The organism is Oceanisphaera avium, from assembly GCF_002157875.1.
Lineage (GTDB): Bacteria > Pseudomonadota > Gammaproteobacteria > Enterobacterales > Aeromonadaceae > Oceanimonas > Oceanimonas avium.
The window spans coordinates 1829674-1855719 of record NZ_CP021376.1 but is presented as its reverse complement, the minus strand read 5'-3'; the positions used below and the strand labels follow the sequence as shown (position 1 = coordinate 1855719).

Genomic DNA, 26046 nt, shown 5'->3' with positions numbered 1-26046 from the left:
GCACTAAAGCATTAACTTATGTGGACTGAGTCGGGCTTGTCTGGTGCTAAATTTTTGTATGTTATCGCCTCGCTCATAGCTGCGAGTTTATCTGGGGTCGGTGGCGTAATTGGCTGACCTTTAGCGCCAGGAGGCGCTATATGACACTCTTGAAAGATTTTGGCGGTACAGGTTTGGCATATCTGAGCATCGAGTTGTTCATAAATACGATGAATGGCTTGCCCCTTATTATGAAATAGATGGTCGCGACCCAGCTCTTTAAGAATGCCATTGCGATTTAGCATGCGCAGCACCCCTCTTTTTACATTACACAGATACAAGTCGCCGCCAATGGCACGGCGCCGATTGGCCTCTTGTAAGAGCATTTCTGCCCCCACCATATCCACAAAGTTCATGCCATTGCCCACAATAAGCACTCGTGGCTCGCGCACACTTTGTAAGTATTCTTGAACATGGTTAACAGCACCAAAAAAGAGCGAGCCTTCAATGCGAATAATGCGCAGCTGCGGACAATAGGGCAGGCGTTTTTTATCAGCATTAGTAAATTGCGGATATTTAGCATTAGGCACGGGCAAAATGGTGACAATGCGTGGATGAGAGGTACGCTTTAAGTAAAAGACTAAGGATAAAATCACGCCCGCATAAATGGCAAACTCTAGCGCCACTAATAGAGTGGCGGCAAAGGTAACAATTAATACCGAGGCTTCAGACTTAGCTGCACGCACTATTAGTTTAATATGATGAAAGTCAATGAGGTTCCAGGCCACTACTAATAACAGACCGGCCATAGCAGGAATGGGTAACCACGCTGTTATGCCAGAAAAGAGCTGTAAAATAACCAGTAAAAACAAAGAAGCAAAAATGGCGGCCATCGGGGTGCGCGCACCTGAGGTAAAGTTAACGCCGGTGCGAGTAAAAGAACCTGAGGAAGCGTAGCAAGAGAAAAACGCGCCCACTACGTTGGATAAACCTTGGCCAATAAACTCTTGGTTATCATCTAAGCGCTGATGAGAGCGAGCGGCGATTGCGCGGGCGATAGAAGAGGCCTCAACCAACCCCAGCAAACTAATAGCCAGCGCTCCAGAGGACAAAGCACTGATATTGCTAAAGCTTAAGTCAGGCATGCTTAAAGGAGGTAAGCTGGCGGGAATTGCTCCCACCATGGCGATATGCTCTTGGCGAGGGTCTAGTAACCACGCCAAGCCACTGGCAATCGCTAGCGCCATTAACATATTAGGCCAACGTGGCAGTAATTTTTTTATCAGCACACACGCAATTAAGGTAGTGAGCCCCACCGCTAAACTCTTAAGATCGGCATCAGATACATGGCGTAATACCTGCCAGCCATTATCCGTAAAAGTCCCTTTAGTGTGCAGTGTTAAACCCAATAAATTTTGCAGCTGACTAACCACTATGATAACTGCCGCACCGGCCGTAAAACCAATCACTACTGAGTGCGAAACGAAGTTAACTAATACTCCCAGCCTGGCTGAGGCCAGCACTAATTGAAATACCCCTTTCATTAAGGTGAGCGTTAATGCGAGCGCAATAAACTCAGCAGTGCCGGGTGTGGCGAGCGGGCTGACCGAAGTAAAAACCACAATTGACATGGCGGCCGTAGGGCCAGAAATTAAATGCCAAGATGAGCCAAAAAGGGCGGCGATAATGGCCGGCACTATGGCGGCATATAAGCCATATTCAGGAGGCAAACCCGCAATTAAGGCATAAGCCACGCCTTGGGGGAGGACAATAATGGCGTTAGTTAGGCCAGCCTGCGCATCGGCTCGTAAGCTGGCGCCATTAACGTGCGGCGTCCATTGTAAAAATGGTAAAAATCGCGTCCATTTTTTGCGAGATGGGGGCACTGGGTTTGACATCTTAGCAGGCACTCCTTTGGCTTAAGACTTGTGCTAAGTATATCTTATTGCAGCCTGTTACAGGGACTCGAGTCAGATGTCATATTTAGTCGCGGATGAGAGTAAAATAAGAGAAGAAAGAAGCGTTATCAGCTAGCCACACAACCACTAACAATAAATGCACTGCTTAGTATCACATAAGCAGTGCATCAGGTTAGTCCTGAGGGGTAAGCTCACGTTTTATACCAGTAAGAGCCGTTAACGGTGGGTGACGCTGGCCCAGAGACGTAGTTATAGCAGCTTGGATTTTTTTAATACTCGAAATGAGCTCAAAGTGAGGCTGTCTATTAAGATTGAGGTCAACATCAAAAATACCGCAATCGTGATATTCATGCAGATTATCCCAGTTAGGTCTATCTACGACTGGATAAAGACAGATACCATAAAAAGGTACGCCTTGCGTTTGAAGCGCTCGACATTCAGTGGCCACTTCTTTTAACCATTGTGCTCGTCCAACGCCAATGTGCCCGGTTTCCGACAAAAAAATCGGCTTTTGATAACGCTGATACACCTTAGTAAGCAAGTGACGTAGCGGAATACGCCGTGGCTCAAGCTCTGGCCAGACAAGTGTTTCTCCACCAAACTGCCATTGGCAATTCCAGTAATAATTTAAGCCAAGAATATCAAGATATTCCTCCTTGCCGTTAAGTTCTGGGCAAAGCCGGCCCGCTATCATGTCCATGGCTTGAAATTGGTGCTCGTTTGCCTCAAACACTTGCTGTGAGTCACTTGTTTCACTGTCATGAATGGCGATAAGAGGCTCTACTAAAATAACTCTACAATCAGGAATCTCTTCCTTTAATATTTCAATGCCAAGGATGGCGGCTTGGCACAGGTGGTATTTAATCTCCCAGCCATTATTAGTGGCAAAGGGCACTGTGCCCTTGGCTTCTCCTGCATGCCAAGCTAAAAAACTGATTTCATTGATTGGCACCACCCATAAAGGTTGAGTGCTATATTCTTGATAAAAGTGCGCAAAGGCGCGGCATAAATTCTGAAAGCGCTCTGCGAACTTAGGGTGGCCGGGAAAAATATCATCGGGGTAACCAAAATGGATAAGATCCCAAATCTGCTGCATCTGATATTTTTCACCGGCTCGCAATCTGACTAATACTTCACTAAAGTCAAAACGATTAGGCGTTTTCTCAACTGAGCTCCAACAAATCCCCTCTCTGACCGTATGAATACCTAGTTCATGGAGTAGACGATAGTCTTCTTCTACTCGCGTATCGTGTTGTGTCTCTTTTAATAGATTAACTCTAACTCCATGGCGATTAATATGATCGGCACACTCAAAGCCCCCATAAAGTAACTTTTAAAAGGGCTCATACGCTTGCTAACCTAGGTTCAACCGCCTGGATGGGAGTTTCTAGGGAGTAAAATAAGTCTAAGGCGTTTTTAAAGGCTTGATCCATATTAAAGTATTTATAGTTGGCTAACCTACCAACAAAATAAATATCTTTTAACTGCTCTGCTTCCCGTTGATAGCGCTCATATATTGCTTGGTTTTTAGCATTGGGGACAGGATAGTAGGGTTCACCTTCATCAACGGTAAACTCTTTAACAATGGTAGTTTTATCTGTTACTTGATTACCAAAGTGTTTATATTCAACAATTCTGGTGAATGCCACTTCTTGACCTGGATAGTTAACGACAGAGTTTTCTTGGAAAAAAGCTTGGTCTATGGTTTCGCTTACAAAGTTAATGGAGCGGTATTCGAGTTTTTCTGATAGCGAGTGTTTAAAGTCAAAAAACCTATCGACCGGGCCGGTATAAAAAAGCTTTTCATAACCTGTATATTGATCTTTTACCTCAAAATAATCGGTATTAAGTAATACTTCTATATTAGGGTGGTCCAGCATATTCTCAAATATTTTGGTATAACCGCCTTGAGGAAGAGCTTGGTATTTATCAGAAAAATAGCGGTCATCATAATTAGTGCGCACCGGAATACGATTAAGAACTGCGGCATCTAATTCACTAGGATATTTATCCCACTGTTTTTTAGTATAGTGTTTGAACATTTTATCATAAAGCACGGGCCCTACTTTACTTAATACCGCTTCTTCACCGTTGCTTGGCTGTTCAATCGCAATACGATTGCTATCAAGCCAACGCTGCATTTGGTCTTCGTTCTCGATTTTTTCATTAAATAAGGTATTTACGGTAGTGATATTGACCGGAATGGGCACACTTTTATCATCGACTCGGGCAATAACTTTATGCTCCCAAGGATACCAGTCATTAAACTGATTCACATATTCCCATACTTGCTCATCATCAGTATGAAACAGATGAGCGCCGTATTTAGAAACAAGAATACCGTTTGCATCAAGGTAGTCATAGCAATTGCCAGCTATATGATCTCTTTTCTCTATAATTAAGACTTTTTTACCTATAGCAGCATAGCGCTCCGCTAATACTGCGCCAGAAATGCCAGCACCTACAATTAAGATATCAATCTGTTTCATAACGTGCGCTCTTTAATGATGTCGTACATATTCGTTGCCGTGTTATCCCAAGAAGTGCGACTAAGCACCTCATGGTAATCTTTATTTTCACTCTCTAACTGTTCTTCAATCGCCACTAACGCGCGACTAAAGTCATCGGCATTGTCTATGAGAGTGACGCAGTGGTGATAGTCACGCTCAACGTCTTTAATGCGGGTGGAGATAATGGGCTTACCTGCCGCCATATATTCCAGCGTTTTAGTAGGTGAGATAAACTTAGTGGCATCATTAAGTGCAAACGGCATCATAGCCATATCAAACTGGCTTAAATAGGTAGGAAGCTCTTCATAAGTTTTCATCCCTAAATAATACAGATTAGGGAGTCTTGGAAGATCACTGTCATGAATTTTTGCTAAAGGGCCTACCATCACAAAAGAAATATGGGGCATAGCTGTGGCGACGGCTACCATAAGTTCAAAATCAATGCGCTCATCAATGACACCAAAATACCCTACTATAGGTTTAGGTATCTGCTTCATATCGTGTGGCACAGCGATAATATCTTTTGCCTTAGCAAAGTGTGCTTCATCAACTGAACTTGGAAAGCAAAATACATTATTATGTAATTGCTTTTTAGACTCATAAAGTGACTTACCACCGGTAAAGACAACATCGGCTTTCTTAAGTAATAATTGCTCTTGCTTAATCAGAGCGTCAGGCGCACCTTTAAATAAGGACAGCTCATCCATACAGTCATAAATAAGATGATTAAAGGTGAGTTTATTCACTAATGGATAAAATGACGGTGAATAACACCAACCCACTTCTATTTGTTCATTTCTAATATATTTTGGTAATAACTCAGCGATATCTTCAATGGTATTAACCTTAGGCTGTAAAACAAAGAGCTGAGGCTTAACTTTAATTAAATTAGCACTTTTTTCTCCATCCTTACCCTCACCTAACGGCTCTTCTATCATTAAAATTTTAAAGTGCTTAGACATTCTGCTAATTAAATGTTGTGGTCGCTGATAGACGAAATCCCACCTTAAATGGCAAAAAACTATCATATCGTAAAAAGCTAATGATGGATGAGCTTCGGTAAGCTCGTGCAGAACACTAGTTTTATTCGGTGCAATGGCTGTTTCCAACATTCATCTATTTCCTTAATAGAAAGGCTAATTAAAATGGACTCACATCAATAAACTGCAGTTTCCTTTGCAGTTCTAATTTAGTAATAACTGTGTTAGTTACTGCTAAATTTCTGATTTAACAGGGTAATTAGATAAAACAGTTAAAGTATTAGCACAGAAATTAAAGTTTGGAAGTTTTTAAAGGATTCATTTGAACTTTAACGTATTTTTTAATAAAGATGCGCCAGATGTTGGCGTAATAAAGGCAGCAAAACAGAGGTCTTATAAAAAGTAAACGTTACTATTTTTAAAAAAAGGGGTTGGTATAAGCTGTCGCTAACTTAAGAATTAGGAGGGAGAAAAGAGGGCGTTATTCAGAGTAAAAGAAGTGCTTTAATGGTTTTTAGTTAGCTATTCAGCCACCGACTAGCGATGGCTGAATAGAGAAAAACAAGGGTTAGGCGGGCATAAAGGCAAACTTTAAGATAAAGATCACGGCCAAAACATAAACTCCAATCGATACCTGACGCCTTTGGCCAGTGGCAAGCTTAAGCACCGCATAGCTAACAAAGCCCATGCCAATACCATTGGCGATAGAGAAGGTCAGTGGCATCATTAAAGCGGTAATCATAGCCGGCGCCATTTCGGTATAATCTTCCCAATTAATTCTTGCCAAGCTACTGGTCATGGCAAAGGCCACGTATAACAGCGCACCGGCGGTGGCGTAAGTGGGGATCATCGCGGCGAGCGGTTGTAAAAACATAGCGAGTACAAATAATACCGCTATGGTCACGGCAGTTAAGCCTGTCCGTCCACCGGCAGCCACACCTGCCGAGCTTTCAACGTAACTGGTGACCGGTGGGCAACCGACAAAAGTACCAATCACGGAAGAAGCACTGTCGGCTTTTAAGGACTTGCCTAAGCCTTCGATGGTGCCATCTGCATTACGCAAGTTAGCACGCTCGGCCACCCCCATTAAGGTGCCGGCGGTATCAAACATATTTACAAACAAGAAGGCCAAGATAACGGTGATCATGCCGACATTGAGTGCGCCCATGATATCCAGTTTCATAAAGGTCGGCGCTAGGCTGGGCGGCATAGAGAAAAAGCCGTTATACACTACAGTGCCCATAAAAAAGCCAATTAAAGTCACCACTAGCATGCCAATTAATACGGCACCAAAGACTCGCAAGTGAGCCAGTACCGCAATCCCTAAGAAACAGACGATAGATAAGAAAGCATTTTGGGTGGTTAAATCGCCCATGCTTAAAATAGTGGCAGGGTTAGCGACAATAATTCCCGCACTTTGTAAGCCCACCATGCCTAAGAACAGGCCGACACCTGCGGTCATAGCAAAGCGCAATGACTCAGGAATGGCATCCAATACCCATTCTCGTATTTTCCAAAAACTCATGGCAGTGAAAATCACGCCAGACCAGAACACGGCGCCTAGCGCCACTTCCCAGCTGTAACCCATTTGGCCAACCACTGTATAAGCAAATAAGGCGTTCAGGCCCATGCCTGGGGCAAGACCTACCGGCCAGTTGGCATACAACCCCATAAGTAGGGTGGCAATAGCGGCACCGATACAGGTGGCGACAAAGGCGGCACCCGGATCCATGCCCGTAGAAGACATAATTTGTGGATTAACAAAAATAATGTAGGCCATAGTGAGGAAGGTAGTTAAACCGGCCACCAGTTCGGTTTTTACCGAAGTACCATGGGCTTGTAATTTAAAGAATTTATCTAAAAATCCTGTAGGAGGAGAGGAGGTTGCTGCTTGCTGTATTGTTTCTTTATTGGCATTTTCCATAGCCGTATTTCCTCAAGTAGGGTGGCGGCAAACTGTCAATGCCGGAGGCGTTGCCGAACCCAGCATTGACAGATGCTACTGCTTATTACCCGTTAGCTGCCTCTGTAAGTAGAGTAGCTATAAGGTGAGATCAGCAGAGGTACGTGATAGTGCTCTTGGCCTGCAGCCAAACCAAAACGAATGACAACATCATCCAAAAAGGCCGGCTCAAGGAGTTCAACACCTTGCTTGCGTAAGTAAGTACCGGTGTGGAACACCAACTGGTATTTACCTGGCACATAATCGGCGCCTTCTAGCACAGGGGCATCGGTACGGCCATCGCTGTTAGTGTAAACAGTGTTGATTAAAGTGGTTTTTTCACCTTCTTCAACGCGATACAGTTCAATTTTAATATCTGAACCTGGCTGACCTTTAGAAGCGTCGAGAATATGTGTCGTTAATCTACCCATTGTCAGTTACCTTGCGCAGTTATGCGTCTCCATTAATTCAAGGCACTGTCGTCTTGGCGACGACAGAACTAATTTTACATCGAGATATTATTGAGTGTCTACATTTCATTAACAAAAATATGACCGTCCGGTCACATTTTTAAGAAGTTGCTGAGCTGAGATTTATCTCGATGATTAAGGATTGTCTTTGCTTTAGAGCACCAAAGCAAGATAAGCTGCTAGATCTGATACAAAAACCAAACCTGTCATTTACATATATTGGTTTTATTGTATACAATCATAGCGATTATCCTGATCCGCCAGCCCTTCGCATATTCTTGTTTCGGCTGGTGCTCTTACCTGCGTTTCAAGGAGTTTCCTGATGAGCCAAAAAACCGACTATCCCCGCGATCTCGTTGGGTATGGTGCTAACCCACCTCATGCCCAGTGGCCAAACAAGGCACGTATCGCCATAAACTTCGTATTAAACTACGAAGAAGGCGGCGAGCGTAACGTATTGCATGGTGATGGCGAGTCTGAGGCCTTCTTATCTGAAATGCCGACTGCCGTGGCGTTTAAAGATGCTCGTCATATGAGCATGGAATCTATTTATGAATACGGTAGCCGTGCCGGCGTATGGCGTTTGCTGCGTTTGTTCAAACGTTACAATATTCCGATGACTATTTTTGCGGTAGCCACTGCCATTGAGCGCTACCCAGAAATAGCCGAAGCGTTTAAGGCTGAAGGACACGAAATCTGTTCACATGCTTATAAGTGGATCACTTATCAGTTTATGAGCGAAGAAGAAGAGCGCGAGCACTATCACAAAGCCATGGAAATTTTTGAGCGCGTGTGTGGTGAGCGTCCAAAAGGTTGGTACACCGGCCGTGACAGCCCAAATACCCGCAAGATAGTCATGGAAGATGAAGGTATTCTTTATGACTCCGACTCTTATGGTGATGATCTGCCGTACTGGGTAGACAACAAGGGCAAAGGCCACTTGGTGATCCCGTATGTTATGGACACGAACGACATGCGTTTTGGCCTCAATGGCTATAACAATGGCGAAGAATTCTTCCAATATCTGAAAGATGCCTTCGACGTATTATACGAAGAGGGTGCGGATGCACCCAAGATGCTGTCCATTGGTATGCATTGTCGTATATTGGGTCGCCCTGGTCGTATGGCTGGTCTGGAGCGCTTTATTAAATATGCGCGCAGCCACGATCATGTGTGGTTTACCCGTCGTATCGATATTGCTAACCATTGGTATGAGCACCACCCTTATGAAGGAAGCAAGTAATGAGCCGTTTTACTACCTGTACGCCTAGCACCATGAGCCGCGACGAATTTGTTGCCGCTTTTGCCGATATCTATGAGCACTCTCCTTGGGTTGCTGAGCAAACCTTCGATCAAGGTTTAACTGCTGAAGATGACGTTATTGCTAATTTACATCGCCGCATGGCCGGTGTAATGAGCAATGCTGATAAAAAAGCACAGCTTGATCTGATCAATGCTCACCCAGATTTAGCAGGCAAAGCCGCTCAGCGTGGTGAGTTGACTGAAGCCTCTACTAATGAGCAAGCCGGTGCTGGTATCAGCGAGTGTAACGCGGAAGAATTTGCCCGTTTCACCGAATTGAACAATGCCTATAAGGAAAAATTCCAATTTCCTTTTATCATGGCCGTTAAAGGTTCAAACCGTCACCAGATCTTGGCGGCGTTCGAAGAGCGTATTAATAACGACTACGACACCGAATTTGCTCGTGCGGTAAACGAAATCAATAAAATTGCTGAGTTTCGCTTAAACGACATGTAATTTTATTCGCCCTTGTGCCTAATGGCCTAAGTGCGTAATAAAGATGCGGGGTGACTAGAGTCTATAAACTCTGGCACCCCGTTTTAATGAATATTTGGAGGCAGTAATGATCAAGACGCTTAAAATAGAGCCGTTGACCAAAGAAGCGTTCGCTCCTTTTGGCGATGTTATCGAGTCTGTTGGCCGTGATCACTTCATGATCAACAACGGTTCTACCGAGCGCTACCATAACGTGGGTGAAGTGCAGTTAGATGAAGATGGAAAAGGTATCATCAGTATTTTCCGCGCCAAAATGTTGGAATATCCTCTGCAGGTGAAAATGCTGGAGCGCCATCCGTTTGGCTCACAGTCTTTCATCCCGTTGTTTGGTCATGAGTTTTTGTTAGTAGTGGCGCCAGTGGGCGATGGCACTATGAACATAGATCCTGAGACAGTACGTTGTTTCCGTGCTAACGCCCGTCAAGGTGTTAACTACCACAGAAACGTTTGGCACCACCCGATTATGGCGTTGCGTGATGACGACGAGTTCTTGGTTGTTGACCGTACCGGTCCTGGCAATAACTGCGATGAGTTCTTCTTTGATGACTCCATCAAAATGACAGTTGAACTGGACTAAGCTCGCTTAAATAATGCCCTCTTGCCGCTCGGCAAGAGGCTTTTAACCCCTCTTTTTTGCTTTTCCTTCCTACTTACCTAAGCGGTATTTTTGCTGCTTCTATTTAAATCCTGCTTGGTAAAAATCAAGATGAAACTCAATAATGATCCTTATCTTGGCGCTCCGGTGGTGCGACCATACGTTCGTATTTGTGGTTAGTCTCGGCGGCGGGGGTCATAATTTGCTGGGGATTTTCGCCGTTAAACTCGCGCATAAAAATATCCCAAATTACTAAGAATAAGGCCGCCACTAGGGGGCCAATCACAAAGCCATTAATGCCCATTAAGCTAATGCCACCTAAAGTAGAAAACAGCACTAAGTAATCCGGTAGTTTAGTATCTCTACCTACTAAGATGGGGCGTAGCACATTATCGGCCATCCCAATAACGACGGCGCCAAAGACGGCTAAAATAGAGGCCTTACCCCAATCGCCCGTCGCATATAAGTAAATAGCTACCGGCAACCAGACCAGTCCTGCTCCTACTGCCGGGATCAGTGATAAGAACGCCATGACCACCCCCCATAACAGTGGACTGGGTAACGATAGCGCCCAAAAAATTAGGCCGCCGAGTGCGCCTTGGACGATGGCGACCACTAAATTGCCTTTTACTGTGGCTCGGGTCACTTCGGCAAATTTAGTAAAGAGCTTGCGCTCTCGAGCATCGCCTAAGGGCAGCGCTTTAATCATTAACTCAATGAGTTTTCGTCCATCACGCAATAAGAAAAAGGCTAAATACAACATCATGGCGACGTTAATAATAAAGCTAAAGGTAATTTGCCCAGCCCCTAGCGCTTTTTCCGCCATCACTTTACCGGTAGAGGCGGCGCCACTGGCTAAGCTTTCTTTAATACTGCCTAAATCTATGCCCACTCGCTCAAACCACTGAGGTACCATAGGAAAGGCTTCACTTAGTTGCGCCCCCCATTCTGCAGGTTTGATATCGCCATTATCAATGCGTTGATACAACGCCAGCCCTTCTTGGACAAAGGTGGTGCCAATTAACATTAACGGCAGCACGACTATCACCATACAAATAAAGAGCGTGAGTAACGCTATGCGGTTGGGCTTATCACCTAGGCGCTTGCGCAGCTTAGTTTGCATGGGATTAAAAATAATACTGATGGCGCTGGCCCAAAAAATGGCGCCCCAAAAGGGTTTAAGCAACAGCACAAATAATAAGCTGACTAACAGTAACAGAATAAGAAAAGAGCGCCGTTCCAGTGCGTCTCGCATAACACTTCCCTAAATATCATAATCAGTAAAGATAAAGCTAAATGACTGGTAATTAAGCCATGGATTTAAAGGCTTGTCTTGTGTTGACTGTTATTGGTTAAGTAACGATAGCTTAAGGCGCCCAAATAAAGGCGCCTTAAGCTTGTGGCTTGCACTTTGGACTATTCGGTGCGATAGCGACTGACCAGTTGCTGTAATTGAGTAGCAAACTCTTCTACTTGCTGGCTAACTTGAGAGGCGGCCGTCGCGCCTTCATCGGTTTGTTGGGCAATAGATACAATATGATGCATGTTAAGATTAATACTCTCAGAGACTTGGGTTTGTTGCTCAGCGGCGCTAGCAATTTGCTCATTCATCATATTGATGGTGTTAACGGCGCCATCCACATCTTGTAATGCCACATCAATCCGATGGGCTTCTTGTACCGTTTGGCTACTGCTGTGACTGATTTGTTCTATGGCGTTTACGGCTTGCTGTGCTCCTTGTTGTAAGCGGGAAATCATAGTATTAATTTCATCGGTGCTGGCTTGGGTGCGCCCTGCAAGAGTGCGCACCTCATCGGCGACCACCGCAAAACCCCGACCTTGCTCACCGGCGCGGGCAGCTTCGATGGCGGCATTTAAAGCGAGTAAGTTCGTTTGCTCAGCAATACCACGTATTACATCCAATACGCTGCCGATCTGCTCAGACTCCTGACTTAAGCGCTGAATAATATCAACCCCATGAGTAATTTGGTTTTCTAACCCTTCAATCACGCTGACTGTTCCTGTTAACAACTGCTGCGCATTGGCGACTTGTTCTTGAGCGTGTTGTGCGGCTTGCGCCGCTTGGGCGGCACTGGACGCTACCTCTTGGGCGGTGGCGGCCATTTGGTTCATCGCCGCGGCGAGTTGATCGCTTTCATGGTGTTGCTGGCTAATGCCGTGTTTAGTATCGGCCATATAATGTTGTAGCTGACTGCTGGCGGTGTGTAGCGCATCAGCCGAGTGGCGGCTACTTTGCACTAAACTGCTAATTTGGCTAGCAAAGATATTAAAAGCCTGCGCTAAACTGCCTAATTCATGGCCTTGATTGCTATTAAGACGCTGTGTTAAGTCACCGTCTCCTTGGGCAATATCTTGCATCGTAAGCACGGCTTGGCGCAGCGGTGAGTGAATACTGCGCACTAACACCAGCGCTACCCCGCCAATCAGTAAAAATAAGATAACAGCAGAAATAATGGAGCTCATAAGACCTTGGCGTACTGAGGTGGCAAGCTCTTGCTCAAGCTCGCTTAAGGTGGCTTGTAAGTCATCAATATAAAAGCCCACCCCTAATAGCCAATCTGTATTTGGGATAGGCGTAATATGAGCAAGCTTAGGGGCATTCACTTGAGTGTCGAGCTTTGGCCAGTCATAGTTAATATAACCGCCGCCTTGGCGTGCTAATGCCACATACTCTTTTACTAAGTGGCGCCCATCAGGACTAGTCGAGTCGAGGTAGTTATTATTTTCTCGGGCCGGATTATCGGCGCTCATGACCTGTACTCCTCGCTGGTCATAAACAAAAAAATAACCGCTACCCTCATCAAAGCGCAGGCCACGTAAGTGGCGTTTAGCACCGGCATAATCCTTATTATTAATAAAAGGCGCGATGCCACTTAGCGCAAGCTCGGCATAGTTGGCTAATTGTTGCTTGCGCGCATCGTAGAGTGAGCGATAAAGGCTATCGCCACTGAGCTTATTAAGGTGAAGAGATTGTTGTACATTAATCCAAGTACTAACGGCAGCCAGTAATAACAGGGGAACCAGTGCTAGTAATAGTATTTTTTGTTTAATAGAGAATCTGTGCATCCCTGTACTCTTATGTTAATTTTTGTTCACAATCTTTTATCACTTTTTACAGGCCGTGTCCTTGATATTGATCAGATAACGTCTACAGCATTTTGCACTAAGCGTGCCTTGTGCCTAGGGCGCTGGTAAAGTGGCCACAAATTTATTGGTGTAAGAGCTTACATGACGGTTATTAATGACCCCTCTCTCCACAACGCTACGCTAAGCGGTACTTTAAGCAAGATGCAAGCAGTGCTGGATACGCCTATTCGCTATCAACTGCGATTAGGTGAGCACAGCGTTAACCTTAATGAGCACTTAGGTAAGGAAATTAGCTTAACCTACCAAGGGCAAATTTTTTGTAGCGCCTGCGGGCGAAAAACCAATAAAAGTTATGCCCAAGGCCATTGTTTTCCTTGTATGAAAACGCTGGCGCGCTGTGATATGTGCATTTTAAAACCAGAGACTTGTCATTACTTTGCCGGCACTTGCCGTGAGCCACAGTGGGGTGAACAACATTGTATGGTGGGCCATATCGTTTATTTGGCTAATACCTCTGGTCTAAAAGTAGGCATTACCCGCCAAACCCAAGTGCCCACTCGTTGGATAGATCAAGGCGCGACTCAAGCACTGCCGCTGGTGCACGTGGCTACGCGCCAATTATCGGGGTTGCTGGAAGTAGAGTTAGCCAAACTGGTAGCCGATAAAACTAACTGGCGCACTATGCTCAAAGGGGGCGAAGCGGATATTGACTTAACAGCCGAAGCGGCGCGCTTAATCACTGCCATTCAACCGAAAATCGATGAACTGCAACTTAATCATGGTGCCCAAGCCGTCACTCTCTTAAATGAAACAGTGGTCTCACTGACCTATCCGGTCATAGAGTACCCGACAAAAATTGTCAGTCATAATTTTGATAAAAACCCCCAAGTAACAGGTGTGTTACTGGGCATTAAAGGCCAGTATTTAATGCTCGACACCGGCGTGATTAATCTTCGAAAATTTAGCGGCTATGAGGTGGCCTTTAATTAACCACTAAATACTATGCTGACTCTCACTGCGTAAGATAAAAAAGTGAGATCTCTTTTCTCTGTGGCTGCTCAGCCTACTTTTATAAAATGCGCTAATAAACTTAACAATGCCTTAAGTTTATTAGCTGCTGGCCGCTAACGTATATCTGCAATACCTATCTACCCGCATGAAGGATGTTCAGGTGCTTAGAAACCTTAAAATAGGAACTCGCCTTGGCCTTGGCTTTGGCTCGTTAGTGGCGATAACGGTGTTAGTGATGGCACTATTTTATTTAGCTAATGCGAATCGATTAATTGCCCAAGCTGAAAAGCGCGAGCTGCAAAATCTCTTTATTTCAATTGAAGCGCAAATAGAGACGCAGTCGTTATTTGCCGAAGCCATGAGTGTATTGGTGGCTAATCAGCCACAGGTGCAAAGCCTCTTTGATGAGCGCAACCGTGAGGGCTTAGTCAGTGAGTTTAAGGGAGTTTTTGATAAGCTAAAGCAAGATTATGGGGTGGCGCAGTTTCAGTTTCATACCGCCCCTGCTACTTCTTTTTTACGGTTACACAAACTCGCGCAATTTGGCGACGATTTAACGCCACTGCGCCCCACTATAGTAGAAACGAATCGTACAAAAGTACCGGTGCGAGGCTTAGATGGCGGCGTAGCGGGCATTGGTATTCGCGGGTTATCGCCTATTATTCGCCACGGCCAACATCTAGGCTCGGTGGAGTTTGGTCTTAATTTAGCGCAAGAGTTTACTGAGCGTTTTAGTAAAGAGTTTGGTATTAAGATGGCTATTCATGTCTTGAATAATCAGCGAGTAGAAACACTAGCCTCGACTATTAATGGCCAAAGCTTAGTAAATACACAGGATATTCAACGTGCTTGGCAAGGCGAAGCCGTGTTGAGTCGCCATCAGGATAGCCAAACAGCCTATGCGGTGTTGAGCCATAAAATAGATGACTTTTCCGGCCAGCCTATCGCAGTAGTAGAAATTGCTGCCGATCGCAGCTTTTATGCGGCCAGTTTGGCGCAAACTCAGCTATTTGTGGCGCTTATGGCGGTGATCGCCATTGCAGTGGCATTAGTGGTGGCTTATTTATTAGCACAAAGTATTGTGCGACCTTTGCGCGAAACTGTGGCTAATTTACAAGATATTGCCGAAGGTGAGGGCGATCTAACCCAGCGCCTTAATGAAGCTGGTAATGATGAATTAAGCCAATTAGCTGCAGTATACAATGTGTTTGTCGATAAAATTCAAGACTTAATTCGCCAAGTTTCCGATGCCACTAACCAAATGGCTACCTCTACTGAAGAGCTATCACATATTGCGAGTGAAAGTAAAGAGGGCGCACTTGCACAGCGTGATCACACTAGCCAAGTGGCTACCGCCATGCACCAGATGACAGTGTCTATTCAAGAGATAGCCGCTAATACTAACCAAGCGGCGAGTAGAGCCGAAGATACCACGGCCACCACTGACCAAGGGCGCGCCGCCGTCACACGTAACGTCACCACCATTGACGAGTTAGCCCAAGAAGTGTTGGCCGCCGCTCAGACTATTCAACAGTTAGAGCAGCAAAGTAATGACATTGGCCAAGTATTAGAAGTGATCGGCGATATAGCCGATCAAACGAACTTGCTTGCTTTAAATGCGGCTATAGAAGCGGCACGCGCCGGTGAGCAGGGGCGGGGCTTTGCAGTGGTGGCCGATGAAGTACGAAGCTTAGCCCAGCGTACTCAGCAATCTACCGGCGAGATAGAAAAAATTGTGCAAAGTATTCAAGGCAGTACCCAAAATGTGGTTCTAGCCATGGAGCGCAATCGCCTTAAAACTGACTCGGCAGTGACTGAAGCCAATACCACGGCGGATCGCTTGGGCGACATTAAAGTCTCAGTAGATGCGATTCACGATATGAATACTCAAGTGGCAGCTGCAGTAGAAGAGCAGTCTCATGTGGCGGAAGATGTTAATCGCAGCATTAATACCATTAGTGATATTGCCGAGCAAAGTGAGCAGTCGGTAGGCCAAACGGCGCAAGCTAGCCAAGAATTAGCGCGCTTAGCCAGCCAACTACAAACCTTAGTAGGGCGTTTTAAGATAATTTAAGTAAAATGCCTCGCCGTGCTCCAGCCGAGTTGTGACTAAGTAACAACTAAGGCGCTAAAAAGCCCCTATGTTGGAGATTCCAATATAGGGGCTTTTTTATATGATTAAGTAAGGCCGTAATAACTGCTGCACATTGACTTGGGCGTTAAGCTTAGCGGCTAATAGATAGAGACCACCGATTTTGCGATGTAGAAATAGTGCATCGGCGGGAGGGGTGTGCCAATAACCTTGCTCTAGGCTGAGTTTAGAGCCGGCGTCGCGAACTTGTATGGCTAAGGTGCTGTTCGCAAAGTCATAAACATCGGGACAACGCACCGGTTCGCAGGCTAATTGCACCATAGCTACCACCGCTTGGCGCTGGCTGGCCTTAATATCTTGGCTAAAAAAGCCAATCTGACTAAGTGCTTGCTCCATGGTTGCCTCGTCATTATTTAGTCCTGCAGTTAATAGCTGACGATAACCTTCACTAATGGTGCTGGGGGAGGTGCGGGTAGCGCCAAAGTCTAATAACACTAAGCGTTGCGACTCGGGTTGATATAAGTAGTTAGCAAAATTAGGATCGGTTTGCACTAACCGAAATTCAAACAACTCTTTAAACAATAATCTAAACAACTGGCTAATAACTGAGTTACGCACTCTTTGGGGTTGCTGTTGCAACTCACTCAATGCCACGCCCTCCATATAAGTCATAGTCAACAAGCGAGAGCTACTTAATTGGCTATCAACACGGGGTAATACAAATTGCGGTTCATCGGCTAACAAGCTGGCAAATTTGGCCAGCTGTTGGGCTTCTAATATATAATCGGCTTCGGCGTGTAATTGGCGCTTAGCTTCATTTAATAATTCTGAATAATCCAGCTGCTCGGGTAATAAACGGCTCATTTTAAGGAGTGTCAGCACATTATCGACGTCGCTGTCGATGCTGGCGCTAACGCCGGGGTATTGCACCTTAATGGCCAATTTTCGACCATCATCTGCATGAGCCAGATGTACCTGACCAATAGAGGCGGCCGCCATCGGCTTAAAACTAAATTGGGCAAAGTGGTGCTGCCAGTTTTCACCTAATTCTTTAGCTAATACTTGGCTTAACTGGCGAGCAGGCATGGGCGTGCCATTAGATTGTAAACGTGACAAAATTAGCGTTAGCTCTGGGGGTAATAAGTCGCCTGCATCCATGGATAAGAGCTGGCCCACCTTCATTGCTGCACCGCGCAACTGCGCTAATTGCTCAGTAATACGACTGGCATTGGCGGGCGTTAATAATAAGTCTTTGGTGCTGGGGCGTTTGCCTCGTGCCCATTGGCGCGCCCCCTCGCCAAGCATGCCCCCACTCACGCGCGCGGCTAGAGAGGCTAAACTGGCCATCCGCCTTAGGCGTCCCTTTGGAATGGGTGAGCCTTTATTGTCAGCAACCGCCATGCAGACTCCTTGATCATTGAAGTGATTTTTTAACGCTTCAGCAAGATTGCCAGTGCCAAGATACGCTGAATTAATGACTGTTAAGTAGACCTTGGCAGTGGCTTTTTGTATTCATATCAAATTTAATAGCAATCTACCTAGACGCTTACGCTGTGTTATTGAATCATTGCGTGCGATGACTGTGCTAATACCTAATCAGACTAAGGATTGTCATGATTTCTATTTATTCCCTTAAACCGCGTTTTCAAAACCTATTGCGCCCCGCAGTGTTGCGCTTAGCGCAGCGGGGTGTCACGGCTAATCAGGTAACGCTGGCCGCCGCCGGGCTCTCTGTGCTGATCGCCTTAGTGGTAGCTTGGCAGGTACATCACCCTTGGGTATTCCTATTAATCCCTATCTGGATGTTGCTGCGCATGGCGCTTAATGCGATTGATGGCATGCTGGCGCGCGAATATGGCCAACAGTCAAGATTGGGGGCTTATTTAAACGAGTTATGCGATCTAGTAGCAGACAGTGCCTTATACTTGCCTTTTGCTTTAGTCGCCGCTGTCCCCCCTTTATTGGTAATAGGGGTAGTGCTCATGGCTGTTTTAGTAGAATACGCTGGTGTGCTGGGCTTGATGGTGGGAGCCTCACGTCGCTACGACGGCCCTATGGGTAAAAGCGACCGCGCCTTTGTGTTTGGTTTATTAGGGTTATTGGTGGCTATTAATGTGTTTGATAGCCGCTGGATAGCGGTGGCATTGTGGCTGGTATTGGCCTTGTTGGCGTACACCCTCTACCACCGAGTGCGCAAAGGCTTGCAAGAAGCGAAGGGCTTAATTTAATAGCGTTTCGTTAGTAGTAAGTTGTTTCTTTCTCTTTATAAAAAGCTGAGATACCCATGCCGCATTCTACTTACATGACGTTGTTTTTGATCTTGGCGTTAGTGCTGGCCACCGCGATTGCGCTTTATAAAAAATATAAATATCCAGAGCGAGATTACCAAGAGCTCATACTACGCACTCAATCTTGGTGGTGGATGATAGGCTTAGTGTTAGCGGCGCTGTATATGGGACAACTGGCGACCACTGTCTTTTTTGGCTTTATTAGTTTCTTAGCGCTAAAAGAATTTTATTCCATTGCTCCCTTGCGAGTAGTGGATCGCCGCTTAGTATTTTGGGCTTATCTCGCTATCCCGGTGCAGTACTATTTTGCCTATATCCAGTGGTATGGCATGTTTATCATTTTTATCCCCGTTTATATGTTCTTATTTTTGCCAATGCGCGCCACCTTAATCGGTGAAACTAAAGGCTATATTAAGGCGAATGCCACTATACAGTGGAGCTTAATGCTGGCGGTATTTACTTTAAGTCATATTGCATATTTAGTGAATCTTGGCCGGTTTCATGAACAAGCAGGCTTTATTGGCTTAGTGCTGTTCTTGTTATTTATTACTCAAAGTAATGATGTCAGCCAGTATGTGTTTGGTAAGCAGTTTGGCAAACATAAAATTATTCCAAAAGTGAGCCCTAATAAAACGTGGCAAGGTTTTATTGGTGGCGTGTTCACCACCAGTGTGCTGGCTATGCTAATGGCGCCTTGGCTAACAATTTTAAGCTGGCAACAAGGCTTAGTTGCGGGATTTTTAATTGCTGTTATGGGCTTTATTGGCGATGTAGTGCTGTCTTCTATTAAAAGGGATCTTGGTATTAAGGACACGGGAACCTTAATTCCGGGGCATGGAGGTTTGCTCGATAGGATGGACAGCTTAATGTATAGCACACCGCTGTTTTTCCATTATTTTTACTACATCACCCAAGACATTGTCGGCTAAGGAAGACGCCATGACTTATCCGTTTAAAAAGCGATTACGCCACCTTGCTCAGCAAAAGTGGCTGAAAATGGCTTTTTTCTTATTTGTTGTTAAACCAACCGTTTTGGTGGCGCTGGGTCTAAATGTCATTAATCGCCAAGCGCTGCCTAGTAAGGGACCAGCGATTCTAGCGGCCAATCACAGCAGCCATTTAGATACCTTGGTACTCATGAGCCTATATCCGCTATCGCAATTACATCGGGTGCGCCCAGTGGCAGCGGCGGATTACTTTATGAAGAATAAGTGGATAGCGTGGTTTTCTATCCATTGCCTCGATATTATCCCCATTGCTCGTGACGGTAAGCTGCCTCGGGAGCAATTACTGGCGGGTTGCTATCAGGCCTTGGCTGATCAGCAAATTATTGTGTTCTTTCCTGAAGGCACCCGCTCATTAACGCAACAGCGGGAGTTTAAATTAAAGCGCGGTATTTATTATTTAACGCAACACTGCCCAACCACTCAAGTGTTCCCTATTATTTTACATGGTTTAGATAAAGCCTTGCCTAAAGGTGAAGCGCTATTAGTGCCATTTAACTGTGATGTTATTGTGGGCGAGGCACTGGCGTTTAATGACGATGTGACTGCGTATCTTGCTGAGTTACGCCAGCGCTATAGTGCCTTATTGAGCTTGCGAATGACGGGCCACAGTGACTAACTTAATCTTGGCTAGGCGCATTGCGCTGTGCAGGATGGCTCGTAAAAGCGCTGGGTTTAGACTGGCCGTCTGAGCGCCGTGCATATTCTTTAGTGGCATTCGCCCACCAAGTTAGTTGACTAAACGTTCGTGCAAAATAGCTCTGCCATTGCTCCTCGTTAACCCCTTCAAGATAAGCGCCATTGGCGTTTAATATAAGTTGTGCGTGCGGAACATGGATCATGGCCGAGACCGGTAAGCAACCTAACTCTGATAAGAAGCTGCGCATATTCACTGCCGCCCGTACGCCACCCCATTGTCCTGCAGAATAGGTAACAATAGCGCAGGGTTTATAAGAAAACAGTGAGCTGCCAAAATGGTTTAGCAAATGCGCTAAGGCGGGGCTCATGCTGTGATTATATTCAGGACTGACCATGACATAGCCATCGGCGTTTTTAATCCGCTCACTAAGTTGTTGTAATGCGGGCGGCGCCTTATCTGCTGAGTAAGCAAAGTGGGGCTTAAACTGTTCACCTAGAGGGTAATCTAGCGGATCAATAACCGTTACCTTATGGCCTGCGGCTGTTAATTGTTGAGCACTGTATAACGCGACGCGCTCACCTAATCGCGCCGGAAATGGCGGTCCACTCGTGCGCACCGAACCTAAAAAAATTAATAAATTCAATGCCATAATAGATTCCTTATGTTACTTATCTCTTCTAATTAATAATCCACTAATCCTAATCTAAATAAATACCAGTTCTAAATAATAGCTAAAACAAAAATGCCCTGTTTATGGCTTTTTATTTATGACAAGAATGTCATTTAGCCGTCAGCCTGTGGTCAGTATAGGCAGCGTATGCTGTGTCTAACAACCGGACGGGCCGGTCACCTAGGATACACATCATGTTAAAAACTTCTGCACTGCTTATTATTGCCGCCACCAGCTTACTGTCTACTCAAGCCGCTGTTGCTAACACGGCTACTAGCAGCTCGCTGGTAAGTAGCGGCGCTTGTTTTAGCGTCCTTAATCAAGGCACAGATGGCGCAAGCCGCTTTGATGCCAAGATGGCCCAGCACCAAGCAAAACGTGCCGGCAGCACGATTGCTGACTGTGTACCTGCAGATATCTTTCTTAATGTGGACAGCCAAGGTACCGATGGCGTAGATCGCTTCGATGCAAAAATGCGTCAAATCAGCGCGACTCACGCTCACAGCGCGCACCAAAATATCGCCAGTGTGCGCCTTAATTTAGCCATTAATGGCACCGATGGTGTGGATCGCTTCGACAGCCGCATGCGTCAACTAGCTACTCGCTAACGAGGTGAGAGCATACTGAACTGGACTCAGTATCGGTATGACGGTGAGTAGACCTTTGTTTTGGCTAAATATTTTTAGAACAATGACTTAAAAAATTGCTCTTATCCAAACTGCTATTAATAAGCTAAGTAGCCGCTCTTATTACGCTCAGGCTGTTGCTACTAAAAAGCCGCCAGTGGAGCACTCCACTGGCGGCTTTGGTTTTTTGGTTAGTGCTGTTAATGCTAGCGTTTAATATTAACGCTTATATTTTAACGAGAATGTTGCTGCGCGCGTTTGCCGCGCAATTTCTTTTTCTTCGGGCCTGTTTCTGTTGGCTTTTGACTCTTTTTATAATGCACTGGCTTAGCTGCTACTTTTTGCTCAGTGTCAGCACTTGGGCGTGCACGACGAGGTTTACCTTGAGGTTGCTTATCACCAGAGCTGGCCAACTCAATGATTGTTTCACTGGCGCGATTAGAACGTCCAGAAATGACTTTTCGCGATAAGCTCTTTAGTAAAGAGGCACGGCTAGTGACTTCAAAGCCAGGCTTTATAATGCGCTGGATCTCGGTGCCAATGAGCTTTTGGATACGCTCTAGGGATTGCTCTTCTTCACGGCTAACAAACGACAGGGCGGTGCCACGAGCGCCCGCACGGCCGGTACGCCCAATACGATGCACATAATCTTCTGCTAAATAGGGCAAATTAAAGTTAACTACATAATCTAAGCCTTGGATATCTAAGCCGCGGGCGGCGACTTCCGTGGCTATTAACACTTGAATTTTTGCGGCTTTAAAATCGGCAATGGCGCGACGACGTGAACCTTGGCTCTTATCGCCATGGCATACGCCTGCAGCAACTTTACTCTTTTTTAACCCTGCTAAGAGTCGATCCGCTTGCTCTTTAGTGCTCGTAAACACTAACACCTGAAACCAGTTATGCTCGGCTAACAGCGCTTCAAATAATTCAATTTTGCGGCTTTCTTCTACCGGATACACCACGTGAGTCACGGTTTCGGCGGTACTATTGATTTTAGCTACCCGGATCTGCTGATGATCATGCAAAATTTTATGGGATAGCTCATTCACTGCAGGAGAAGTGGTGGCAGAAAACAATAAGGTTTGGCGCTTCTTGGCGGTCAGTTGTATTAATTTAAGCACATCATTGATAAAGCCCATATCTAACATACGGTCCGCTTCATCGAGTACGACAAATTCGACATCGCTTAAGGTTAAGTTGCCAAGCGTTAAGTGCTCCATTAAGCGCCCAGGAGTACTGATTACCAAGTCTACGCCTGCCTTTAACTTATTGGCTTGGCCACCCATTTTTACACCCCCATAGAGAGCGGTGACGCTAATAGGTAAAAACTGGGCATAGTCACTAATCGAGTCGCCAAGCTGTTCGGCAAGCTCACGGGTGGGCGTTAATATCAGGGTGCGTGGGCGGCGCGCTAGCGTTTGTTTTGGGTTATCTAGCATGCGCTGCAATACTGGCACCGCAAAGGCGGCAGTTTTGCCAGTGCCGGTTTGCGCCGTTACTTGTAAGTCTTTACCGCGCCGTGCGGGCACTATGGCCAGCTCTTGTACGGCCGTCATTGCACTGTAGCCACAGGCCACTAAGGCACGTTGTAGCTCGGGGGCTAAATCTAAAGATGAAAATTGCATAAGAGATCCTCTGTAGAGTCGCTACAGTCAAAAAACGAGGCCAGAATATACAGTATTTTGCCCTGACATGAGAGGTTTGATTAACAATTTGACGAATTTTTGTTCACTTAAGTGGGCGAGCACCGATTAAAGCGCGATAAGCTTAACAATCGCATGTGCTAAAGAAAACAATTACACTGCGCTTCGTTATGTTGCTTATCTTCTTTCGTTGCAGGTTTACATGTCTTATCAGTGTCCGCTTTGTCATTTGGCTCTTACTCCTCGGGTAGGTGGGTTAGAGTGCGAAAATAACCACCAATTTGATCGCGCTAAAGAAGGCTACGTTAACCTAATGCCGGTGCAGCATAAACGCTCTAAAGAGCCGGGCGATAATGTGGAGATGATGCAGGCGCGCCGACGGTTTTTAGCCACAGAGCATTATCATCCGCTGCGCCAAGCTGTAGTCGATTTGTGTTTGCACTACACCCAACATACGCCTCGTCAAATACTAGATATTGGTTGTGGTGAAGGGTACTACACCGCTTTTCTGGCAAATGCACTCATGGCGCAGTCACAGTGTGCCACTTGTTATGGCTTAGATATTTCAAAAGTTGCAATTCGTTATGCTGCAAAGCGATATAGCTCGCCTCATATGCAGTTCTGTGTGGCTTCTAGTCAGCGCTTACCTTTTGCCGATCACAGCCTGAATGCCATTGTCCGCATTTATGCCCCCTGCGAGGCGCTAGAGCTGGCGCGAGTATTAAACAAACAAGGGGTGGTTATCACAGTCACGCCCGCCGCGCGCCACCTTTACCAGCTTAAAGAGCTGATTTATGAAAACGTGCACTTGCACGATGAAACAAGTGAAGAGCTAGCCGGATTTGCGCTAATAGCAGCAACTAAGCTGACTTACGACATGGCATTAACCGGTGAGCAAGCTGATGACCTCTTACAAATGACCCCGTTTGCTTGGAAGGCCAGCCTTGAGGTGCGCCAAGCGTTAACCGCTATGGCGGAGCTAAAATGTGACGCCGATTTTATGTTACGGGTTTATCAAAAAATAAGTCACTAGTGGTGGGGGTATTAATTAAATGTTTATTTGATACTCCTATTTAATATGAATAATAAGTTTTTTTATTATTCATAAATATTTTTTTATTCAGTACTCTCTTTATTAAACAGCAGTTTAAGTAACAGTAGCCTAAGCTCCAACGGCTTCATTAACTTACGGTACAGCTTAGTTTATTTATTAATGGTAATATAAGTCGTTGCCTTATGAAGTTAGGCACTCTCACTTCTAATAATTAAGTGCTATATAAGCGTGATAGTTAATAGCAGCCAGGGTTTACTAGTAGTGACTAGGAGAATAGCTTTCTTACTTTATTATATTGGTTTAACACTATGAACAACGCTGTTCTTGAAGATGACTATGCCGACCATGAAGAGTTACGGCTAGCGGCGCTTGCTGCCTATGACATACTCGACACGCCTCCTGAAGCCGCCTTTGATGCTATTACTGAAATCGCGGCTTTGATTTGTGATGCGCCCATTGCGGTTATTAATTTTATTGACCGCGACCGACAATGGTTTAAATCGGTACTGGGTTTGGATGTGCGACAGACGCCCTTAAATATCTCTATCTGTGTGCACGCCATTACGCAGCCAGATTTATTTATTGTACCTGACACCCGCCTAGACGCGCGCTTTACCGATAATCCGCTGGTAAGGGGTGAGCCTTATTTGCGTTTTTATGCAGGCGCGCTACTAAGAAGTGAAACGGGCTACCCTATCGGCACCTTGTGCGTGCTGGACTACCAACCCCGAGAGCTCAATGAAAAGCAGTTATCGGCGCTAACGGCTCTCGCGGGTCAAGTCATGACACAGCTGGAGTTACTCAGAGCGCATAGTAAGCAGGCAAGCCTCATTCAAGAGCTGCAAGCGGCTCAAGCTGAGCTGCTTGCCCTCGCTTCTACCGACTCTTTATCGGGCTTATTAAATCGGCGCGCCTTTGAAGAATGCTTAGAAAACGAATTACTTCGGCTTAAACGTAATGAACAAAGTGCCGCCTTAATAATGATCGACTTTGATCACTTTAAGAGTATTAACGACCAGTTTGGCCATGCGGCCGGAGACTGTGTTATTCGTAATTTTGCCGAACTCTGTCATCAAGTATTTCGCCAAACAGATGTGATCAGTCGCTGGGGAGGAGAAGAGTTTGTGGTGCTATTACCTAATACTTCTCAAGCCCAGGCGCTGGAAGCGGCTGAGCGCTTACAGCAGCTATTAAAAAATCAGCCTATCTTAGAGCTAAAGCAGCAAGCCATTTTTATGACAGTCAGTATTGGCATTAGTACGTTAACGGCCAGCTGTGAGTTGGAGGCGAGTTTACGAGGTGTTGATCAACTTTTATATTTAGCAAAAGCACAGGGGCGTAACTGTACTGTATGTGCCTAATAGCGTTTCGCGAACAGGTAAAAGTTTCGTAAATCGCTAAAATTCAGCTATGTTAGTAAAGTGTAACAACAATGAAAGTTACTATAAAACTTATCAATACTTTGCTAATAAAGAAGGAGCAGATAATGGCTAACGTGAACAGCGATCATACTAAAGAGTGTGCTTTTGAAGGCTGTCATTGCAAAATTCAAGAAGCAGAGCATCCTGTTACCACCGCACAAGGCGTTTTTTGCTGCCAAGGCTGTGCTCAAGGTACTGGCTGTGAACATTCCAGTTGTAACTGCGCCCAGTAATAAAAGCAACGATGGCGGTTATCCGCCATCTTGCTCTTATGCCCTTTGTTATTAAGAAAGC

At 45.5% G+C, this 26046-nt stretch carries 23 protein-coding genes; 12 read left to right on the top strand and 11 right to left on the bottom strand.

The window, feature by feature from the left end:
• Positions 1 to 11: 11 nt before the first annotated feature.
• The 6 genes from CBP12_RS08555 to uraH form a co-directional block, all read right to left on the bottom strand.
• Positions 12 to 1877, bottom strand: coding sequence for a SulP family inorganic anion transporter (locus tag CBP12_RS08555; protein WP_086964060.1), 1866 nt, complete (start codon positions 1875 to 1877; stop codon positions 12 to 14).
• A 193-nt stretch (positions 1878 to 2070) separates the two neighbouring features.
• Entirely contained in the window at positions 2071 to 2994 is a 924-nt protein-coding gene (locus CBP12_RS08550; RefSeq protein WP_198341777.1) for a hypothetical protein, read from the bottom strand.
• A gap of 247 nt (positions 2995 to 3241) precedes the next feature.
• Positions 3242 to 4387 (bottom strand): UDP-galactopyranose mutase, encoded by a 1146-nt coding sequence (gene glf, locus CBP12_RS08545; protein ID WP_086964059.1) that lies wholly within the window; start codon positions 4385 to 4387, stop codon positions 3242 to 3244.
• Positions 4384 to 5520 carry a glycosyltransferase gene (locus CBP12_RS08540; RefSeq protein ID WP_086964058.1) on the bottom strand — a complete coding sequence of 379 codons (1137 nt, stop codon included), beginning with the start codon at positions 5518 to 5520 and terminating at the stop codon, positions 4384 to 4386. Before CBP12_RS08540 ends, glf begins: the two co-directional genes overlap by 4 nt.
• A gap of 436 nt (positions 5521 to 5956) precedes the next feature.
• Positions 5957 to 7312, bottom strand: a complete 1356-nt coding sequence (locus tag CBP12_RS08535) for an NCS2 family permease (protein WP_086964057.1) — start codon at positions 7310 to 7312, stop codon at positions 5957 to 5959.
• Positions 7313 to 7404: 92 nt separating this feature from the next.
• Positions 7405 to 7761, bottom strand: coding sequence for a hydroxyisourate hydrolase (uraH, locus tag CBP12_RS08530; protein ID WP_086964056.1), 357 nt, complete (start codon positions 7759 to 7761; stop codon positions 7405 to 7407).
• Positions 7762 to 8122: 361 nt separating this feature from the next.
• Here uraH and puuE point away from each other — a divergent pair, with 361 nt between their 5' ends.
• The 3 genes from puuE to CBP12_RS08515 all read left to right on the top strand — a co-directional run bounded on the left by puuE (position 8123) and on the right by CBP12_RS08515 (position 10174).
• Positions 8123 to 9043 (top strand): allantoinase PuuE, encoded by a 921-nt coding sequence (puuE, locus tag CBP12_RS08525; protein ID WP_086964055.1) that lies wholly within the window; start codon positions 8123 to 8125, stop codon positions 9041 to 9043.
• Positions 9043 to 9558: a 2-oxo-4-hydroxy-4-carboxy-5-ureidoimidazoline decarboxylase gene (gene uraD / locus CBP12_RS08520; RefSeq protein WP_086964054.1), complete on the top strand. Its 516-nt coding sequence runs from the start codon at positions 9043 to 9045 to the stop codon at positions 9556 to 9558. The genes puuE and uraD overlap by 1 nt, the downstream gene beginning before the upstream one ends.
• Positions 9559 to 9664: 106 nt before the next feature.
• Positions 9665 to 10174, top strand: a complete 510-nt coding sequence (locus tag CBP12_RS08515) for an ureidoglycolate lyase (protein ID WP_086964053.1) — start codon at positions 9665 to 9667, stop codon at positions 10172 to 10174.
• Between the two features lie 136 nt (positions 10175 to 10310).
• On the opposite strand, the gene CBP12_RS08510 is transcribed toward CBP12_RS08515, so the two are convergent.
• Together CBP12_RS08510 and CBP12_RS08505 are read right to left on the bottom strand one after the other, a co-directional pair.
• Entirely contained in the window at positions 10311 to 11447 is a 1137-nt protein-coding gene (locus CBP12_RS08510; RefSeq protein WP_086964052.1) for an AI-2E family transporter, read from the bottom strand.
• A 161-nt stretch (positions 11448 to 11608) separates the two neighbouring features.
• Positions 11609 to 13279, bottom strand: coding sequence for a methyl-accepting chemotaxis protein (locus CBP12_RS08505; RefSeq protein WP_086964051.1), 1671 nt, complete (start codon positions 13277 to 13279; stop codon positions 11609 to 11611).
• A gap of 162 nt (positions 13280 to 13441) precedes the next feature.
• On the opposite strand from CBP12_RS08505, the gene CBP12_RS08500 reads away from it, so the two are divergent.
• Entirely contained in the window at positions 13442 to 14290 is an 849-nt protein-coding gene (locus tag CBP12_RS08500) for a DUF2797 domain-containing protein (RefSeq protein WP_086964050.1), read from the top strand.
• Positions 14291 to 14471: 181 nt separating this feature from the next.
• On the top strand, positions 14472 to 16385 hold the full coding sequence (locus tag CBP12_RS08495; RefSeq protein WP_086964049.1) for a methyl-accepting chemotaxis protein: 1914 nt from the start codon (positions 14472 to 14474) through the stop codon (positions 16383 to 16385).
• Between the two features lie 96 nt (positions 16386 to 16481).
• Here CBP12_RS08495 and CBP12_RS08490 read toward each other — a convergent pair whose 3' ends face one another.
• The gene (locus CBP12_RS08490; protein ID WP_086964048.1) at positions 16482 to 17804 is read right to left on the bottom strand and encodes an ABC1 kinase family protein; all 1323 of its coding nucleotides are present in this window, start codon (positions 17802 to 17804) and stop codon (positions 16482 to 16484) included.
• 212 nt (positions 17805 to 18016) lie between these two features.
• Here CBP12_RS08490 and CBP12_RS08485 point away from each other — a divergent pair, with 212 nt between their 5' ends.
• The 3 genes from CBP12_RS08485 to CBP12_RS08475 are packed head-to-tail and all read left to right on the top strand — an operon-like array spanning position 18017 to position 20314.
• Positions 18017 to 18631 carry a CDP-alcohol phosphatidyltransferase family protein gene (locus CBP12_RS08485; RefSeq protein WP_086964047.1) on the top strand — a complete coding sequence of 205 codons (615 nt, stop codon included), beginning with the start codon at positions 18017 to 18019 and terminating at the stop codon, positions 18629 to 18631.
• 56 nt (positions 18632 to 18687) lie between these two features.
• The gene (locus CBP12_RS08480; RefSeq protein ID WP_086964046.1) at positions 18688 to 19620 is read left to right on the top strand and encodes a phosphatidate cytidylyltransferase; all 933 of its coding nucleotides are present in this window, start codon (positions 18688 to 18690) and stop codon (positions 19618 to 19620) included.
• Between the two features lie 10 nt (positions 19621 to 19630).
• Positions 19631 to 20314 carry a lysophospholipid acyltransferase family protein gene (locus CBP12_RS08475; RefSeq protein ID WP_086964045.1) on the top strand — a complete coding sequence of 228 codons (684 nt, stop codon included), beginning with the start codon at positions 19631 to 19633 and terminating at the stop codon, positions 20312 to 20314.
• Position 20315: 1 nt separating this feature from the next.
• Here the strand turns inward: CBP12_RS08475 and CBP12_RS08470 are convergent, their stop codons facing one another.
• A complete protein-coding gene (locus tag CBP12_RS08470; RefSeq protein WP_232455043.1) occupies positions 20316 to 20984 on the bottom strand; it encodes an NADPH-dependent FMN reductase in 669 nt (222 codons plus the stop codon).
• 215 nt (positions 20985 to 21199) lie between these two features.
• Here CBP12_RS08470 and CBP12_RS08465 point away from each other — a divergent pair, with 215 nt between their 5' ends.
• Complete coding sequence (locus CBP12_RS08465; protein WP_086964044.1) at positions 21200 to 21613, top strand: hypothetical protein; 414 nt, start codon at positions 21200 to 21202, stop codon at positions 21611 to 21613.
• Between the two features lie 251 nt (positions 21614 to 21864).
• On the opposite strand, the gene CBP12_RS08460 is transcribed toward CBP12_RS08465, so the two are convergent.
• Positions 21865 to 23259 carry a DEAD/DEAH box helicase gene (locus tag CBP12_RS08460; protein ID WP_086964043.1) on the bottom strand — a complete coding sequence of 465 codons (1395 nt, stop codon included), beginning with the start codon at positions 23257 to 23259 and terminating at the stop codon, positions 21865 to 21867.
• A gap of 220 nt (positions 23260 to 23479) precedes the next feature.
• On the opposite strand from CBP12_RS08460, the gene rlmA reads away from it, so the two are divergent.
• The 3 genes from rlmA to CBP12_RS08445 all read left to right on the top strand — a co-directional run bounded on the left by rlmA (position 23480) and on the right by CBP12_RS08445 (position 25985).
• Positions 23480 to 24310, top strand: a complete 831-nt coding sequence (gene rlmA / locus CBP12_RS08455; protein ID WP_086964042.1) for a 23S rRNA (guanine(745)-N(1))-methyltransferase — start codon at positions 23480 to 23482, stop codon at positions 24308 to 24310.
• Between the two features lie 329 nt (positions 24311 to 24639).
• Positions 24640 to 25692 carry a GGDEF domain-containing protein gene (locus CBP12_RS08450; protein WP_086964041.1) on the top strand — a complete coding sequence of 351 codons (1053 nt, stop codon included), beginning with the start codon at positions 24640 to 24642 and terminating at the stop codon, positions 25690 to 25692.
• Positions 25693 to 25817: 125 nt separating this feature from the next.
• Positions 25818 to 25985, top strand: a complete 168-nt coding sequence (locus tag CBP12_RS08445; RefSeq protein ID WP_157420085.1) for a metallothionein — start codon at positions 25818 to 25820, stop codon at positions 25983 to 25985.
• The last annotated feature ends 61 nt before the right edge of the window (positions 25986 to 26046 follow it).

Bases quoted from the DNA above. Each gene is read 5' to 3' on its own strand.
- CBP12_RS08505 (WP_086964051.1), bottom strand. From the start codon at position 13,279: ATGCACAGATTCTCTATTAAACAAAAAATACTATTACTAGCACTGGTT.
- CBP12_RS08555 (WP_086964060.1), bottom strand. From the start codon at position 1,877: ATGTCAAACCCAGTGCCCCCATCTCGCAAAAAATGGACGCGATTTTTA.
- CBP12_RS08450 (WP_086964041.1), top strand. From the start codon at position 24,640: ATGAACAACGCTGTTCTTGAAGATGACTATGCCGACCATGAAGAGTTA.
- rlmA (WP_086964042.1), top strand. From the start codon at position 23,480: ATGTCTTATCAGTGTCCGCTTTGTCATTTGGCTCTTACTCCTCGGGTA.
- CBP12_RS08510 (WP_086964052.1), bottom strand. From the start codon at position 11,447: ATGCGAGACGCACTGGAACGGCGCTCTTTTCTTATTCTGTTACTGTTA.
- CBP12_RS08480 (WP_086964046.1), top strand. From the start codon at position 18,688: ATGCCGCATTCTACTTACATGACGTTGTTTTTGATCTTGGCGTTAGTG.
- CBP12_RS08485 (WP_086964047.1), top strand. From the start codon at position 18,017: ATGATTTCTATTTATTCCCTTAAACCGCGTTTTCAAAACCTATTGCGC.
- CBP12_RS08535 (WP_086964057.1), bottom strand. From the start codon at position 7,312: ATGGAAAATGCCAATAAAGAAACAATACAGCAAGCAGCAACCTCCTCT.
- CBP12_RS08550 (WP_198341777.1), bottom strand. From the start codon at position 2,994: ATGCAGCAGATTTGGGATCTTATCCATTTTGGTTACCCCGATGATATT.
- puuE (WP_086964055.1), top strand. From the start codon at position 8,123: ATGAGCCAAAAAACCGACTATCCCCGCGATCTCGTTGGGTATGGTGCT.
- CBP12_RS08465 (WP_086964044.1), top strand. From the start codon at position 21,200: ATGTTAAAAACTTCTGCACTGCTTATTATTGCCGCCACCAGCTTACTG.
- CBP12_RS08445 (WP_157420085.1), top strand. From the start codon at position 25,818: ATGGCTAACGTGAACAGCGATCATACTAAAGAGTGTGCTTTTGAAGGC.
- CBP12_RS08515 (WP_086964053.1), top strand. From the start codon at position 9,665: ATGATCAAGACGCTTAAAATAGAGCCGTTGACCAAAGAAGCGTTCGCT.
- CBP12_RS08475 (WP_086964045.1), top strand. From the start codon at position 19,631: ATGACTTATCCGTTTAAAAAGCGATTACGCCACCTTGCTCAGCAAAAG.
- CBP12_RS08470 (WP_232455043.1), bottom strand. From the start codon at position 20,984: ATGGCATTGAATTTATTAATTTTTTTAGGTTCGGTGCGCACGAGTGGA.
- CBP12_RS08460 (WP_086964043.1), bottom strand. From the start codon at position 23,259: ATGCAATTTTCATCTTTAGATTTAGCCCCCGAGCTACAACGTGCCTTA.
- CBP12_RS08500 (WP_086964050.1), top strand. From the start codon at position 13,442: ATGACGGTTATTAATGACCCCTCTCTCCACAACGCTACGCTAAGCGGT.
- CBP12_RS08540 (WP_086964058.1), bottom strand. From the start codon at position 5,520: ATGTTGGAAACAGCCATTGCACCGAATAAAACTAGTGTTCTGCACGAG.
- glf (WP_086964059.1), bottom strand. From the start codon at position 4,387: ATGAAACAGATTGATATCTTAATTGTAGGTGCTGGCATTTCTGGCGCA.
- CBP12_RS08490 (WP_086964048.1), bottom strand. From the start codon at position 17,804: ATGGCGGTTGCTGACAATAAAGGCTCACCCATTCCAAAGGGACGCCTA.
- uraD (WP_086964054.1), top strand. From the start codon at position 9,043: ATGAGCCGTTTTACTACCTGTACGCCTAGCACCATGAGCCGCGACGAA.
- uraH (WP_086964056.1), bottom strand. From the start codon at position 7,761: ATGGGTAGATTAACGACACATATTCTCGACGCTTCTAAAGGTCAGCCA.